This is a genomic window from Streptomyces sp. NPDC058758, assembly GCF_042746075.1.
Lineage (GTDB): Bacteria > Actinomycetota > Actinomycetes > Streptomycetales > Streptomycetaceae > Streptomyces.
On record NZ_JBHYPS010000013.1, the window covers coordinates 118,015 to 132,576 of the forward strand.

12 protein-coding genes, 1 tRNA gene and 1 pseudogene are annotated in these 14,562 nt (G+C 73.0%); 10 read left to right on the top strand and 4 right to left on the bottom strand.

Annotated features, from left to right (window positions below; translation table 11 throughout):
- Positions 1-16: 16 nt before the first annotated feature.
- Positions 17-1,834, top strand: a complete 1,818-nt coding sequence (gene glmS, locus ACFW6A_RS18145) for a glutamine--fructose-6-phosphate transaminase (isomerizing) (protein WP_351845133.1) — start codon at positions 17-19, stop codon at positions 1,832-1,834.
- Between the two features lie 161 nt (positions 1,835-1,995).
- On the opposite strand, the gene ACFW6A_RS18150 is transcribed toward glmS, so the two are convergent.
- Complete coding sequence (locus ACFW6A_RS18150) at positions 1,996-2,562, bottom strand: GPR1/FUN34/YaaH family transporter (protein WP_351845135.1); 567 nt, start codon at positions 2,560-2,562, stop codon at positions 1,996-1,998.
- Between the two features lie 236 nt (positions 2,563-2,798).
- The gene (locus ACFW6A_RS18155) at positions 2,799-3,320 is read right to left on the bottom strand and encodes a universal stress protein (RefSeq protein ID WP_351845137.1); all 522 of its coding nucleotides are present in this window, start codon (positions 3,318-3,320) and stop codon (positions 2,799-2,801) included.
- 377 nt (positions 3,321-3,697) lie between these two features.
- Here ACFW6A_RS18155 and ACFW6A_RS18160 point away from each other — a divergent pair, with 377 nt between their 5' ends.
- The 4 genes from ACFW6A_RS18160 to ACFW6A_RS18175 all read left to right on the top strand — a co-directional run bounded on the left by ACFW6A_RS18160 (position 3,698) and on the right by ACFW6A_RS18175 (position 6,602).
- Positions 3,698-4,090 carry a hypothetical protein gene (locus ACFW6A_RS18160; RefSeq protein WP_351845139.1) on the top strand — a complete coding sequence of 131 codons (393 nt, stop codon included), beginning with the start codon at positions 3,698-3,700 and terminating at the stop codon, positions 4,088-4,090.
- Positions 4,091-4,496: 406 nt separating this feature from the next.
- Positions 4,497-5,666, top strand: a complete 1,170-nt coding sequence (locus ACFW6A_RS18165) for a helix-turn-helix domain-containing protein (RefSeq protein WP_351845141.1) — start codon at positions 4,497-4,499, stop codon at positions 5,664-5,666.
- Positions 5,667-5,807: 141 nt separating this feature from the next.
- Positions 5,808-6,410, top strand: coding sequence for an oligoribonuclease (gene orn / locus ACFW6A_RS18170; RefSeq protein ID WP_351845143.1), 603 nt, complete (start codon positions 5,808-5,810; stop codon positions 6,408-6,410).
- Between the two features lie 119 nt (positions 6,411-6,529).
- Positions 6,530-6,602, top strand: a tRNA-His gene (locus ACFW6A_RS18175).
- Between the two features lie 87 nt (positions 6,603-6,689).
- Here ACFW6A_RS18175 and ACFW6A_RS18180 read toward each other — a convergent pair.
- Together ACFW6A_RS18180 and ACFW6A_RS18185 are read right to left on the bottom strand one after the other, a co-directional pair.
- Positions 6,690-6,950 carry a cellulose binding domain-containing protein gene (locus tag ACFW6A_RS18180; protein ID WP_351845145.1) on the bottom strand — a complete coding sequence of 87 codons (261 nt, stop codon included), beginning with the start codon at positions 6,948-6,950 and terminating at the stop codon, positions 6,690-6,692.
- Between the two features lie 95 nt (positions 6,951-7,045).
- Positions 7,046-7,559: pseudogene (locus ACFW6A_RS18185) on the bottom strand (xyloglucanase); the annotation flags it as partial.
- Between the two features lie 192 nt (positions 7,560-7,751).
- On the opposite strand from ACFW6A_RS18185, the gene ACFW6A_RS18190 reads away from it, so the two are divergent.
- The 5 genes from ACFW6A_RS18190 to aspT (ACFW6A_RS18210) all read left to right on the top strand — a co-directional run bounded on the left by ACFW6A_RS18190 (position 7,752) and on the right by aspT (ACFW6A_RS18210) (position 14,562).
- The gene (locus tag ACFW6A_RS18190; RefSeq protein ID WP_351845147.1) at positions 7,752-9,128 is read left to right on the top strand and encodes an extracellular solute-binding protein; all 1,377 of its coding nucleotides are present in this window, start codon (positions 7,752-7,754) and stop codon (positions 9,126-9,128) included.
- Positions 9,129-9,142: 14 nt separating this feature from the next.
- Positions 9,143-10,102 (top strand): sugar ABC transporter permease, encoded by a 960-nt coding sequence (locus ACFW6A_RS18195; protein ID WP_351845149.1) that lies wholly within the window; start codon positions 9,143-9,145, stop codon positions 10,100-10,102.
- Positions 10,027-10,944: a carbohydrate ABC transporter permease gene (locus tag ACFW6A_RS18200; protein WP_386482338.1), complete on the top strand. Its 918-nt coding sequence runs from the start codon at positions 10,027-10,029 to the stop codon at positions 10,942-10,944. The genes ACFW6A_RS18195 and ACFW6A_RS18200 overlap by 76 nt, the downstream gene beginning before the upstream one ends.
- Before the next feature lie 214 nt (positions 10,945-11,158).
- Positions 11,159-12,841, top strand: a complete 1,683-nt coding sequence (gene aspT, locus ACFW6A_RS18205; protein WP_351845153.1) for an aspartate-alanine antiporter — start codon at positions 11,159-11,161, stop codon at positions 12,839-12,841.
- A 17-nt stretch (positions 12,842-12,858) separates the two neighbouring features.
- Positions 12,859-14,562 (top strand): aspartate-alanine antiporter, encoded by a 1,704-nt coding sequence (aspT, locus tag ACFW6A_RS18210; RefSeq protein WP_351845155.1) that lies wholly within the window; start codon positions 12,859-12,861, stop codon positions 14,560-14,562.

Genomic DNA, 14,562 nt, shown 5'->3' on the forward strand with positions numbered 1-14,562 from the left:
CGGAGGGGTTTCCTTTATGTGCGGAATTGTCGGTTACATCGGTAAGCGCGACGTGGCGCCGCTGCTCCTGGAGGGCCTGGCCCGCCTGGAGTACCGCGGTTACGACTCCGCCGGCCTCGTCATCAACAGCCCGAAGAGCGCGGCGCTGAAGATGGTCAAGGCCAAGGGCCGGGTCCGCGACCTGGAAGCCCGCGTCCCCAAGCGCTTCTCCGGCACCACCGGCATCGCGCACACCCGCTGGGCCACCCACGGCGCCCCGAGCGACCACAACTCGCACCCGCACCTGGACCCCGAGAACAAGGTCGCGGTCGTCCACAACGGCATCGTCGACAACGCCCAGGAGCTCCGCGCCAAGCTGGAGGCCGACGGCGTCGTCTTCGCCTCCGAGACGGACACCGAGGTCATCACCCACCTCGTCGCCCGCTCCCAGGCCGAGACGCTCGAGGACAAGGTCCGCGACGCGCTCAAGGTCATCGAGGGCACCTACGGCATCGCCGTGATGCACGCCGACTTCAACGACCGCATCGTCGTCGCCCGCAACGGCTCGCCGGTCATCCTCGGCATCGGCGAGAAGGAGATGCTGGTCGCCTCCGACGTGGCCGCCCTCATCGCCCACACCCGCCAGGTCGTCACCCTCGACGACGGCGAGATGGCCACCCTCAAGGCCGACGACTTCCGCACCTACACGGTCGCGGGCGCCTCCACCACGGCGACCCCCGAGACCGTCGAGTGGGAGGCCGCCTCCTACGACATGGGCGGCCACGACACGTACATGCACAAGGAGATCTCCGAGCAGCCCGACGCGGTCGACCGCGTGCTGCGCGGCCGGATCGACGACCGCTTCTCCACCGTGCACCTCGGCGGCCTCAACCTCGACCCGCGCGAGGCCCGCACCATCCGCCGCATCAAGATCCTCGGCTGCGGCACCTCGTACCACGCCGGCATGATCGGCGCCTCCCTCATCGAGGGCATGGCCCGCATCCCGGCCGACGCCGAGCCGGCCTCCGAGTTCCGCTACCGCAACCCGGTCGTGGACCCCGACACCCTGTACATCGCCGTCTCCCAGTCCGGTGAGACGTACGACGTGCTCGCCGCCGTCCAGGAGCTCAAGCGCAAGGGCGCCCGCGTCCTCGGCGTGGTCAACGTGGTCGGCTCCGCCATCGCCCGCGAGGCCGACGGCGGCGTCTACGTCCACGCCGGCCCCGAGGTCTGCGTCGTCTCCACCAAGTGCTTCACCAACACGGTGGTCGCCTTCGCGCTCCTCGCCCTCCACCTCGGCCGCATCCGCGACCTGTCCGTCACCGACGGCAAGCGGATCATCGAGGGCCTGCGCAAGCTGCCCGCGCAGATCGAGGAGATCCTCAAGGACGAGGAGGAGATCAAGCGCCTCGCCGCCGAGTACGCCGGTGCCGCGTCGATGATGTTCATCGGCCGCGTCCGGGGCTACCCGGTCGCCCTGGAGGCCTCCCTCAAGCTGAAGGAGATCTCCTACATCCACGCCGAGGCGTACCCGGCCTCCGAGCTGAAGCACGGCCCGCTCGCCCTCATCGAGCCGGCCCTGCCGACGGTCGCGATCGTCCCCGACGACGACCTGCTGGAGAAGAACCGCGCCGCCCTGGAGGAGATCAAGGCCCGTTCCGGCCGCATCCTCGCGGTCGCGCACCAGCCGCAGGAGAAGGCCGACCACACCATCGTGGTCCCGAAGAACGAGGACGAGCTCGACCCGATCCTCATGGGCATCCCGCTCCAGCTCTTCGCCTACCACACCGCCCTCGCCATGGGCCGCGACATCGACAAGCCGCGCAACCTGGCCAAGTCCGTCACGGTCGAGTAGTCGCCCGGCGGGACCTGTCACCCGCCGAGCGCGCCACGGCCCCGGGCCTGTCCCCCGGAGCCGTACGCCGGGCCTGTCCCCCGGCGGAGCCGACCGGACACGAGGAACGGCCCCCCACGCTTCCCAGGAGCGCGGGGGGCCGTTCCGCTTCTTCCGTCGCGTTACGCGGCTGCCGCCGTGCTGCCGCCCCGCGCCCGGCCCAGGGCCGTCGGCCAGCCCGCCACGGCCGCCGTGGCGCCGTACCAGGCGGCGAGGCCCGCCAGCGCGGCCACCCAGCCGCCCGCCTTGCCGAGGCCCTCGTTGCCCGCCAGCGCGGCGATGCCCGAGAGCAGCAGCGCGACGAACAGCAGGCCGTACACGCCCTGCCCGAAGACCCCGCCGCCCGAGGCGGCGACCGTCAGCGTGAGCGCCAGCAGCGCCCACAGGAGCAGGAAGAGGCCGGCCGCGTCCGCCGAGCCCCCGCCGCCCACTCCGGTCCCCCAGGTGAACCAGAAGGCGCCGAGCGCCGCGAAGGCCGTGCCGTCGGCGGTGCCGCCCGCGCGCAGGGCGAGCAGGCCGACCAGGAAGAGCGCCACGCCGCCGACCCAGGTGGCGAGGCCCGCGGCATCGGCTGCCGCGACGTTGTCGATCACACCGGTGCCGCCCAGGCCGAAGGCCAGGAGGGTCAGTCCGAGTGCGAGGTTTCCGAGCGTGGAGGTGCCGTTCCCCGACGCGACGTCCTTGTTCACGTGGGGCTCCCTTCGAACGAGCGGTGATGCCGCGTGAGCTGCTGTGTTCCGGTGCTCTTTAGCTACCCTTCACAAGCGCACAAATCACCTGAGGCGGGCAGAAATTATCGCCACGGAAAGGGAGTTGAGGGAGAGTCAGGTGATGTGGTCGGGATCCGGCGGGTCGGCGGTCCCGGCGGTTCCGGGGAGCCGGGAGCCGGGGGGCCGGGGAGCCGGGGAGCCGGGGGGCCGGGAGGCTACGGGATGACGATCACGGGCCGCTGCGCGCGGCGCGCGAGCCGGCCCGCCACCGAGCCGAAGATCCGCCCGACGATCCCGTGCGTCGAGCCGACCACGATCGCGTCGGCCGCGTACTCCCGGCCGACCTCCTCCAGCTCGTGACAGATGTCCCCGCCGCGCTCCACCAGGATCCACGGCACCTCGGAGAGGTGCTCCGCGCAGGCCAGCTCCAGCCCCAGCACCTCGGTGCGGTGGTCCGGGACGTCGACGAAGACCGGCGGCTCGCAGCCCGCCCACACGGTGGTGGGGAGCCGGTTCGCCACGTGGACGATGATCAGGCCGGAGCCGGAGCGCCGGGCCATGCCGATGGCGTACGCCAGGGCGCGCTCACTGGACGTGGAGCCGTCGAAGCCGACGACCACCCCGTGCCGGAAGGCCGGGTCGCAGGCGTGGCGTGGCTGTTCCACCGCGAGGGGGTCGACCGTGGAGTCGGCGACGCGCTTGCGGTCCGCAGGTTCGGGATATTCGTGACCGGCCATCGGTGTCTCGGCTAGGAAGGTCCTCGTGGGAAGGGACGGTGGAGGGGAGCGGAACAACGGGTGGCGGTGGAGCCGTGTCCGGGAATCATCTTCCCAAGCCCATACCCCCAAGGGTACGGCGACACTCCTCTCCTGCCCAGGGTCCGCCGTGCCGCACCCGGCGTGCGCACCGCCCGTGCGCGGCGCGGCGCGCGCGGTGTCCTCCGGAGGATGCACGAAGGGTTCACCATCTGGCAATGCCGGATGTGCCCTACAGGCGTCCCCTCCCCGCCGTCCCGCCGCCGTCGCGAGGGCCGAACGGGCGTCGCTCAGAGTGACCGGAACGTTCCGTTCCTCGTTCCCCACAGGTCCGGATCACCGCCGCAGGGAGACCGCCCGTGCCCGCACCGTCCACCCCCGCCTCCGCCGCGCCCCCCGCCCCCGCCCCTGCCGTCCGCTCCCGCCGCCGCGCCCGGGTCCCGGGCCCCTCGGCGCCCCTGGCCCCCGGGGCGGGCGGGCGGCGGGACCGGCCGGGCGCGGACGCGGAGCAGGGGGCGGCGGGAGCGGGAGCGCTCGGGGACCCGGCGGGCGACGTGGTCCGCTGGGCGGTGTTCTGCTGCGCCCTCGTCCCGCTGGTGCTCCTGGCCTTCGGGACCTCGCTGGGCGGGGCCGGCGGGACCGCGCTCGGACTCGCCTCCGTGACGGCCGCCTGCCGGCTGCTGCTGCGCCGCGCGGAGCGGGGGCTGCGCGCCGGGGGCGCCCCGGGTCCCGGAGGCCGCCGCCGGGGCTGAGCGGGCGTCCGGAACCCCCGTCGAGTTGACAGGTTCGCACAGCCGATCCCATATGTTTTCAGCCAACTTGAAGTTCCCGGCGCGTCCTTGCCGAAACGGTACGCCAACCCTTCCCCGCTCCCCCGGGAAAGCCCTGCACCAAGGGGCCGCACCCTACGCGGACGGCCACTTCGCCCCCGCCGGGGCCCTTTGGGGGACCCTCCGGCCGCACACCCGTCGATCGATCGCTTCACGCCAAGTGGCCTTGTCGACAATATGCCGGATCGAGAACTTGTCACGCCGGCGGCACGGGACACAGTAGATTCGATCATGGGTACCGAAGACTGGGGTCTCGTGCAAAACCGAGGGGAAACGTGGCACAGCGACACGACCAGGGAGACGCGAACACCGAGGGGGGCTTAGCGCCATGAGCCAGGACTCCGCCGCACCGGAGGTCGCACGGAAGCTGTCCGGGCGCCGCCGTCGCGAAGTCGTCGCGGTGCTGCTGTTCAGCGGCGGCCCCATCTTCGAGAGCTCCATCCCGCTCTCCGTGTTCGGCATCGACCGGCAGGACGCCGGCGTGCCGCGCTACCGGCTGCTCGTCTGCGCGGGAGAGGAGGGGCCCCTGCGGACCACGGGCGGCCTCGAACTCACCGCGCCGTACGGCCTGGAGGCGATCGGCCGCGCGGGGACGGTCGTCGTCCCCGCCTGGCGCTCGATCACCTCGCCGCCGCCGCCGGAAGCGCTCGAAGCACTCCGCAGGGCGCACGAGGAGGGGGCCAGGATCGTCGGCCTGTGCACCGGGGCGTTCGTCCTCGCCGCGGCCGGCCTGCTCGACGGCCGCCCGGCGACCACGCACTGGATGTACGCGCCGACGCTCGCCAAGCGCTACCCGTCGGTCCACGTGGACCCGCGGGAGCTCTTCGTCGACGACGGGGACGTGCTGACCTCCGCCGGCACCGCGGCCGGAATCGACCTGTGTCTGCACATCGTGCGGACCGACCACGGCACCGAGGCCGCCGGAGCGCTCGCGCGCCGGCTGGTCGTCCCGCCGCGGCGCAGCGGCGGTCAGGAGCGCTACCTCGACAGGTCTTTACCCGAGGAGATCGGCTCCGACCCGCTCGCCGAGGTCGTGGCCTGGGCGCTGGAGCACCTCCACGAACAGTTCGACGTGGAGACCCTGGCCGCCCGCGCGTACATGTCACGGCGGACCTTCGACCGCCGCTTCCGCTCGCTGACCGGCTCCGCGCCGCTCCAGTGGCTGATCACCCAGCGGGTGCTCCAGGCGCAGCGGCTCCTGGAGACCTCGGACTACTCGGTGGACGAGGTCGCGGGGCGCTGCGGCTTCCGCTCGCCGGTGGCGCTGCGCGGCCACTTCCGGCGGCAGCTCGGCTCCTCGCCGGCTGCCTACCGGGCGGCGTACCGGGCCCGGCGGCCGCAGGGCGAGCCGGCGACGGCCGTCCTGGACCCGGTGGTGCCCGCGCAGGTGGTGGCGGGAATCCGCCGCCCCGGCGGCCCCCTGGACCCGGGCAAGCCGTCGGGCGACGCCTACTCGCCCGGCCGGGCCGCCCTGCCCGGCCAGCGCAGCGCGCCCTAGCGGCAAGGACCGGCGCCGCCACAAGCGGCGCGACGCGGTAACCGGCGGGCGCCCGGGGACACCTCCCCCGGGCGCCCGTCGTCACGTCCGGAGGCGCCCGCAGGGGCCTCCTTCCCGCCCCTCCCGCCTAAGGTAGGACGCATGAACGATCGCATGGTGTGGATCGACTGCGAGATGACCGGGCTCTCGCTGACGGACGACGCACTCATCGAGGTGGCCGCGCTGGTCACCGACTCGGAACTGAACGTGCTCGGCGAAGGCGTGGACATCGTGATCCGCCCGCCCGACCGCGCCCTGGAGACCATGCCGGAGATCGTGCGCCAGATGCACACGGCCTCGGGACTGCTCGACGCGCTGCCCGGCGGCACCACGCTGGCCGACGCGGAGGCGCAGGTCCTGGCCTACATCCGCGAGCACGTGAAGGAGCCCGGCAAGGCGCCGCTGTGCGGGAACTCGGTCTCCACGGACCGCGGCTTCCTCGCCCGGGACATGCCCGCCCTCGAAGGGCACCTGCACTACCGGATCGTCGATGTGTCCTCGGTCAAGGAGCTGGCGCGCCGCTGGTACCCGAGGGCGTACTTCAACAGTCCGGAGAAGAACGGCAACCACCGGGCGCTCGCCGACATCCGCGAGTCCATCGCCGAACTGCGCTACTACCGCGAGGCCGTCTTCGTCCCCCAGCCCGGTCCCGACTCGGAGACCGCGCGGGAGATCGCGGCCCGTCACGTCGTCCCGGCGGAGTAACCGCCTCCGCGGAGGGCCGCTCGCGCACCCGGGGAAAACGTGTGCGCGAGCACCCCTCGGAACCCTGTAGACTTCTTCTCGGCCGGTCGGGGAAACCTTCGGGAAAACCGCCGGTCGTGGTGGGTATAGCTCAGCTGGTAGAGCACCTGGTTGTGGTCCAGGATGTCGCGGGTTCGAGTCCCGTTACTCACCCTGAAGACCGAGGCCCCGGTTCGGAAGAACCGGGGCCTCGGTCGTTTTCCCCTGCTCACCCGCGACCGGGGAGCGCCGGGGCGGCGGTCAGCCGGTGGAGCCGGCGGCGCCTCCGAGGGGGAAGGCAACGGGGACGGGGTTGGTGCCGGTCCAGCCGCCGGTGAAGCCGAAGGAGGCGGAGCCGCCGGGGGCCACGGTGCCGGTCCAGCCCGCGTTCCTCGCGGTGACCGCGGTGCCGCTCCGGTCCGGGACGGCGTTCCACATCCGGCCGACGGTCTGGCCGGCGGCGAAGGTCCAGCCGAGGGTCCAGCCGTTCCAGGCGGTGGTGGAGGCGTTGGTCACGGTCACGTCGGCCGGGAAGCCGCCCTGCCACTGGCGGGTGATCCTGGAGGCGACCTCGCAGGCGCCGGAGGGCGGGCTGCCGGGGCCGGCGCCGCCTCCGTGGAGTTGTAGCCGCTGGTGTCGCCCGGGTCCTGGCGGTAGCCGCCGGGGTTGGTGAAGGACGTGACCTTCGCCCAGGTGGCGCCGGAGTCGGTGGAGCGCAGGACGGCGCCCGAGCCGGGGTCCCAGTCGTTGGTGCAGGTGCCGACGGCGGCGTAGACCTTGTCCGGGTCGGCGGCGTCGGAGGCGAGGGAGACGACGCCGGTGTGGCCCCAGTCGTCCCAGCCGACGTGGTCGAGCAGCGGGACCCAGGCGGAGCCGGCCTGGTCCCGGCGGTAGGCGCCGCCGATGTCGGTGCGGGCGCAGAGGGTTCTTCTCGGTCCGGCCGAAGACCGGGCCGGGCACGAAGCCGCCGCCGTCGACGCGGACGTTCTTCCAGGTGTACGAGGCCGCCGCCACCCGGGGCGCGGCCGGGGCACGGGCCGGCTCGGCGGCGCCGGCCGGAAGGGCGCCCGCGAGGAGCCCGGCCGTGAGGGCCAGGCCCGCGAGCCCGGCGAGGAGTCGTGGTCTGCGCATGGGTATCCCGTCGGGAAGCGAGGTATGGGAGCGCTCCCGCTATCCGAGCCCCGTCAGAACACGGTCAATACGCGGGGCCCGTCGAAGACGTTCGACGGGCGCGGCCGGCCGGTGGGCCGAACGGGTGAGGCGGGCCGGGGACCCGGCGCCGCCCCGCCGGGCGCCCCGGCGCCGCCGCCTACGGTCGGGGCCATGGGGTGGAGGAACGGACCACGACGGCGGACCGGCGGGCGCCCGCGCGCCCGCGCCCTGCCGCCCGCCGGTGCGCCGCCGGTCGTCGCGGCGCTGCTCGTCGCGGCACTGCTCGGCGGGTGCGCCACCGACCCGCCGGTGCCGGCCTCCCCGGGCGGTGGATCGGAGGTGGACGGGTCGGGCCGGCCCGTCACGCTCACCGTCGGGGTCTACGGCACCTTCGGGCTCAAGGAGGCCGGGCTGTACGACACGTACATGCGGCTCCACCCGGAGGTGGCGGTCCGGCAGACCTCGCTGGCCCGCGCCGACGTCTACTACCCGCAGCTCCTCACCCACCTCACCGCCGGGGCCGGTCTCGCCGACGTCCAGGCCGTCGAGGTCGGGAACATCGCGGAGGTCGTCGACACCCAGGCCGGCCGGCTCGTCGACCTGGCCCGCGCGCCCGGCGTGGAGGAGGGCGACTTCCTGCCCTGGAAGTGGGCGCAGGCGCGGACGGAGGACGGCCGGGTCCTGGGGCTCGGCACCGACATCGGGCCGCTGGCCGTCTGCTACCGCAAGGACCACTTCGCCGCGGCCGGGCTGCCCACCGACCGGGAGGAGGTGGGGCGGCTGTGGGCCGGGGACTGGCGGAAGTACCTGGAGACGGGCCGGCGGTTCGCCGGGCGGGCGCCGGAGGGGGTGGCGTTCACCGACTCCGCGTCCGGGGTGATGGCCGCCGTCATCTCGGGCGCGAACCCGCGCTACTACGACGCCCGGGGGCGGCTCGTGGTGGCGGACAACCCGGCCGTGCGGGCCGCCTGGGACCTCGGCGCCGAGTTCGCCCGGTACGGACTGACCGCCCGGCTCCAGCAGTTCACCCCCGACTGGGACCAGGGCTTCGCGCACGGCCGGTTCGCCTCGATCGCCTGCCCGGCGTGGATGCTCGGCTACATCCAGGACAAGGGCGGCCCGGACGGGAAGGGGAAGTGGGACGTCGCGGCCGCGCCCCGGCCCGGGAACTGGGGCGGCTCCTTCCTGGTCGTCCCGGCCGCCGGCGAGCACGCCGAGGAGGCGGCCGAGCTGGCGGCCTGGCTGACCGCGCCGGAGCAGCAGGCGGTGCTCTTCGAGCGGCGGGGCAGCTTCCCGAGCGCGCAGGCCGCCTTCGGCCTGCCGCAGGTGCGGGACGCCCGCCATCCGTACTTCGGGGACGCGCCGGTCGGCCGGATCTACTCGGCGGCGGCCGAGGGGGTGCCGGTGGCGCCGGTCGGACCGAAGGACGGGCTGGTGAACCAGATCCTGTCCGACACGGGGATGCTCCAGGTCGACCAGACCGGGCGGTCGCCGGACTCGGCGTGGCGGGCGGCGATGAAGGCGATCGACAACGCGCTGGACCGGTGAGCGGATGGCTGGGGATGGCTGAGGACGTGGTGGAGCGGGCGCTCGTGCCCGTGGTGCCGGCGGGCGGGGCGCGCCGGGAGCGGCTGGGCCGGCTGCGGTCGCGCTCGGCGCCGTACGTGCTGGTGGCGCCATTCTTCCTGCTGTTCGGGGCGTTCGGGCTGTTCCCGCTGGCGGCGACGGCCTGGACCTCGCTGTTCCGGGTGGAGCTGACCGCCCCGGAGGCCCGGGAGTGGGTGGGGCTCCACAACTACGCGCGGCTGCTGGGCGACGAGTTCTTCTGGAACGCGCTGGCGAACACGGTGCTGATCGGGCTGCTCGCCACCGTCCCGCAGCTGCTGCTCGCGCTCGGCGCGGCGCACCTGCTGGACGCCCGGCTGCGCGGGCGGCTCTTCTTCCGGGTGGCGGCCCTCGCCCCGTACGCGACCTCGGTGGCGGCGGCGACGCTGGTCTTCGCGCTCTTCTACGGGCGCGACCAGGGGATGGTGAACTGGGCGATCGGTCTCGTCGGGCTCGATCCGGTGGACTGGCAGAACGGCCCGTGGGCGTCGAAGTTCGCGGTGGCGTCGATCGTGATCTGGCGCTGGACGGGGTACAACGCGCTGATCTACCTGGCGGCGATGCAGACGATCCCGCCGGAGCTGTACGAGGCGGCGGCGCTGGACGGGGCCTCGCGGTGGCGGCGGTTCCGGCACGTGACGCTGCCGGGGCTGCGGCCGGCGCTGGCCTTCACCGGGATCGTGTCGACGATCGGGGCGGTGCAGCTCTTCGGCGAGCCGCTGCTCTTCAGCAGCGGGGCGGGCGCCTCGGGCGGCGCCGACCACCAGTACCAGACGCTGGGTCTGTACCTGTACGAGCAGGGGTGGGTGAACCTGCACCTGGGGCGGGCGGCGGCGATCGCCTGGGCGATGCTGCTGCTCCTGGTGGTGGTCTTCGGGCTGGTGCGGCTCGGGCGCGGGAAGGGCGCGCGGCGGTGACCGGGCGGGCGGCCCCGGAGGCGTACGAGCGGGCGGGGTGGGGGACGTACCTGCTCCTGGCGCTGTTCACGGCGGTGTCGGTCTTCCCGCTGCTGTGGACGGCGGTGGCCGCCTCGCGGACGAGCGGGCGGCTCGCCCAGTCGCCGCCGCCGTTCTGGTTCGGCCGGAACCTGCCGCGGAACGTGTCGGTGGCCTGGGGCGAGGGCGGGATGGGCGAGGCGCTGGCCAACACGGCGGTGGTGGCGGGGGCGGTGGCGCTGGGCACGGTGGCCTTCTCGACGCTGGCCGGCTTCGCCTTCGCCCGGCTGCGGTTCCGCTTCCGGGGGCCGCTGCTGCTCCTGGTGGGGGCGACGATGCTGGTGCCGCCGCAGCTCGGGGTCGTCCCCCTCTACCTGCTGGTCGCCCGGCTCGGCTGGACCGACCAGCTCCAGGCGGTGGTGCTGCCCTCGCTGGTCTCCGCCTTCGGGGTGTTCTACATGCGCCAGCACCTGCTGGGCTCGCTGCCGCCGGAGCTCCTGGAAGCGGCCCGGATGGACGGGGCGGGGACGGGGCGGGTGGTGTGGCACCTGGTGCTGCCGGCGGCGCGGCCGGCGATGGCGGTGCTGGGGATGCTGTCGTTCGTGGCGGCGTGGAACGACTTCTTCTGGCCGGTCCTCGCCCTCACCCAGACGGGCAACCCGACGGTGCAGGTGGCGCTGACCGGTCTCGGCCGGGGCTATGTGCCGGACACCTCGGTGGTGATGGCGGGGGCGCTGCTGGGGACGCTGCCGCTGCTCGTGGTGCTCGCCCTGTTCGGGCGGCAGATCGTGGGCGGGGTGATGCGGGGCGCGGTGAAGGGGTGAGGCGGGGCGGGGGGCGCGGCGAAGGGGGTGACACGGGGGCGGACGGGAGCGCGGCGAAGAGGTGACACGGGGGCGGGCGGCGGCGTGACGGGGTCCACAAGGGAGCGTTCACCCGGACGGGCGCGGCGGCGGTCCGCGGCGGGACCCTCGCTGTTAGCGTCCCCTTATGTCCGCTATAAACGGTTTGCTCCCCATGTGGGCGGGGTGAGGCCGGATGGGAGTCCTGCGCGACCATCCCGAACTCGCCCTCTTCGTCTGCCTCTCCGCGGGGTACCTCCTCGGCAAGCTCCGGGTCGGCCCGATCACGCTCGGCGGCATCTGCGGCACGCTCATCGTCTCGCTGCTCATGGGCGCCTGGGCGAAGGTCACCGTCTCCGACGACGTGAAGACGATCTTCTTCGCGCTCTTCATCTTCTCGCTCGGATACCTCGCCGGACCCCAGTTCTTCGCCAACCTCAACAAGAAGAGCCTGCGCTACTTCACCCTCTGCCTCATCGAGGTCGTCTGCGTCGTCGGCATCGCCCTCGGGCTCGCCGAGGCCTTCGACCTGGACGTCGGCACCGCCGCCGGCATCCTGGCCGGCGCCGCCACCGAGTCCGCGGTCGTCGGCACGGCCACCGAGGCCATCGGCAAGCTCTCCGACCTGACGCAGGAGCAGATCACCCAGTACCAGGGCCACGTGGCCACCGCGTACACGGTCTGCTACCTCTTCGGCCTCATCACCATCGTGATCTACACCAGCCAGATCATGCCGATGCTGATGCGGATCAACCTCCGCGACGCCTCCCGCGAGCTGTGGGAGAAGATGCGGGGCTCCGGCGGCGGCCTGGAGTCCGACGAGCGCGAGGCGCTGCCCGGCATGGTCGGCCGCACCTTCCTCGTCACCCTCGCCGACGGTGCCAAGGTCCAGGACCTGGAGCGGCAGTTCGGCAACCGGGTGACCGTCGAGGCGGTGAAGCGGGGCAGCGAGATCCTCACCCCTCCCCCGCCCGGCTTCGAGCTGACCCTCTCCGACCTCGTCCTCGCGGTCGGCCGGCGGGCCAACATCATCGAGGCGGGCCGGCTCATCGGCCCCGAGACCCCGGCCGTGCCGGGCCTCGACACCCCGCTCGCCACCCAGCAGGTCTCCCTCACCGACAGGTCGGCGGCCGGCAAGTCCCTGGACCAGCTGACCACCGAGCACCCCGAGATCGCCTCCGGCGGCGTCTACGTGACGGACGTCCTCCGCAACGAGGCGCACCTGCCCGCCACCCCCGAGACCGTCGTCCAGCGCGGCGACGTGCTCACCCTGGTGGGCGCCCGCGCCTCGCTCGGCCGGCTCGCCTCGAAGGTCGGCGCGATCGTCAGGAACGACGCCACCGACTTCATCTACCTGGGCCTCGGCATCGCCTGCGGCTCGCTCCTCGGCCAGGTCGTGGTGAAGTTCGGCGACGTGCCGATGTCGCTCGGCACCGGCGGCGGCTGCCTCATCTCCGGTCTGCTCTTCGGCTGGTTCCGCTCCCGGACCCAGACCTTCGGCGCCTTCCCCCCGCAGGCCGCCACCACGATCAAGGACATGGGCCTGGCCATCTTCATCGCCTGCACCGGCCTGGTCTCGGGCCCGCAGGCGGGGCCGCTGCTCAAGGAGTACGGGGCGCTGCTGCCGTTCGCGGGCATCGCCATGGTGCTCGTGCCGGCGACGATCTCGCTGGTCGTCGGCCGCAAGCTGCTGAAGATCGAGAAACCGCTGCTGATCGGCGCCATCGCGGGCCAGCAGTGCTCGACCCCGGCGATCACCTCGGTCACCCAGGTCGCCCAGAGCTCGGTCCCGATGCTCGGCTACACGATCACGTACACCCTCTCCAACTTCCTGCTCCCCCTGACCGGTCCGCTCCTGGTCGGCATCCTCGGAGCCTGAGAGGCGGCGCCCCACCCATGATCGACTTCCTCAACCGGAACATCTTCCAGCCCCACCCCGAACTGCTCGTCTTCATCACCGTCGCCCTCGGCTTCCTCTTCGGGAAGCTGCGCTACCGGGCGATCGCGCTCGGTGCCGTCACCGGCTGCCTCGTCGCGGGGCTGCTGCTCGGCGCCCAGTTCAAGATCACCATCGACGCGACGGTGAAGAACCTCTTCTTCACCCTCTTCCTCTTCGCCCTCGGCTACAAGGTCGGCCCCCAGTTCTTCCGGGGCCTGAAGAAGGACGGACTCCCCCAGGTCGTCAACGCGATCGTCGTCTGCGTCACCGGCCTGCTGGTCTCCTGGGGCTTCGCCGTGATGCTGGGGTACGGCCCCGGCCTCTCCGCCGGCCTGCTCGGCGGCGCGCTCACCCAGTCCGCCGTCATCGGCGTCGCCCAGGACGCCATCGGCAACCTCCCGGGCCTGTCCGCCGACCAGATGAAGACCGAGGAGAACCTGGTCGCCATCGGGTACGCGGTCACCTACCCGCTCGGCACGATCCTCTGCGCCATCCTCCTCGCCAACATCCTCCCCCGGCTCTACAAGCGGGACCTGGCCGCCGAGTCCGCCGCCCTCGCCAAGGAGCTGGACGCCCCCGGCGACAACCCGGACCTCGCCGAGGGCTACTACGAGGTCGTGCTGCGCGCGTACACGATCCGGCGGCCCGACCTCGTCGGCCGCACGATCGACGACTTCGAGAACCAGCAGAAGGCCCTCGGCCACCGCATCTACCTCACCCGGGTGCGGCGCGACGGCGCGGTCCTCGACCACGACCAGGCCACCGTGCTCCGCGAGGGCGACGTCGTCGCCGTCTCCGCCCTGCGCGGCTCCCTCGTCGACTTCGACGCCCGCACCCACATCGGCCCCGAGACCGACGACGTCGAACTCCTCGGCTACGAGACCGAGTCCCTGCACGTGGTCGCCTCGGACAAGGAGCAGCTCGGCAAGACCGTCGCCGAGCTGCGCCGCGAGCCCTTCATGGTCGGCGTCTACATCGACAGGATCTACCGCTCGGGCTCCGAGTTCCCCTACCGCCTCTCCACGAAGCTGGAACGCGGCGACACCCTCGTCCTGACCGGCCCGAAGCGGCTCGTGGACCCGGCGGGCAGGGCGATCGGCAAGCCGGTGCCGACCTCCTTCGCCACCGACATGCTCTGGGTCGGGCTCGGCGTCTTCCTCGGCGGCTGCATCGGCATCCCCGCGCTCACCGTCTCCGGCGTGCCGATCTCGCTGTCGACCTCCGGCGGCGCGCTGATCATGGGCCTGGTCTTCGGCTGGATCCGCGGCAAGTACCCGACGTACGGCAACGTGCCCCCGGGCGCCCAGTGGTTCATGGACACCTTCGGGCTGTGCGCCTTCGTCGCCGTGGTCGGCATCAACGCCGGACCGAGCTTCACCAGCGGCCTGTCCACGGCCGGCTGGGGGCTGCTGCTGTGGGGCGCGGTGGCCACCCTGGTCCCGCTGCTCGTCGGCTTCCTCGTCGGCCACTACGTCCAGAAGATCCGCTTCCCGATCCTGATGGGCGTGCTGGCCGGCGGCCAGACCACGACCGCGGCGATCGGCGCGATCAACGAACAGTCCAGGTCCCAGATCCCCACGCTCGGCTACACGATCCCCTACGCGGTGGGCAACGTGCTGCTGACCATCTGGGGCGCCGTGATCGTCATCCTCAACCACTGA

Excerpts from the sequence above, each read along its gene's own strand:
- glmS (WP_351845133.1), top strand. The coding sequence starts at position 17 with ATGTGCGGAATTGTCGGTTACATCGGTAAGCGCGACGTGGCGCCGCTG.
- ACFW6A_RS18155 (WP_351845137.1), bottom strand. The coding sequence starts at position 3,320 with ATGGCCGGTCACGAATATCCCGAACCTGCGGACCGCAAGCGCGTCGCC.
- ACFW6A_RS18165 (WP_351845141.1), top strand. The coding sequence starts at position 4,497 with ATGAGCCAGGACTCCGCCGCACCGGAGGTCGCACGGAAGCTGTCCGGG.
- orn (WP_351845143.1), top strand. The coding sequence starts at position 5,808 with ATGAACGATCGCATGGTGTGGATCGACTGCGAGATGACCGGGCTCTCG.
- ACFW6A_RS18190 (WP_351845147.1), top strand. The coding sequence starts at position 7,752 with ATGGGGTGGAGGAACGGACCACGACGGCGGACCGGCGGGCGCCCGCGC.
- ACFW6A_RS18195 (WP_351845149.1), top strand. The coding sequence starts at position 9,143 with ATGGCTGAGGACGTGGTGGAGCGGGCGCTCGTGCCCGTGGTGCCGGCG.
- aspT (WP_351845153.1), top strand. The coding sequence starts at position 11,159 with ATGGGAGTCCTGCGCGACCATCCCGAACTCGCCCTCTTCGTCTGCCTC.
- aspT (WP_351845155.1), top strand. The coding sequence starts at position 12,859 with ATGATCGACTTCCTCAACCGGAACATCTTCCAGCCCCACCCCGAACTG.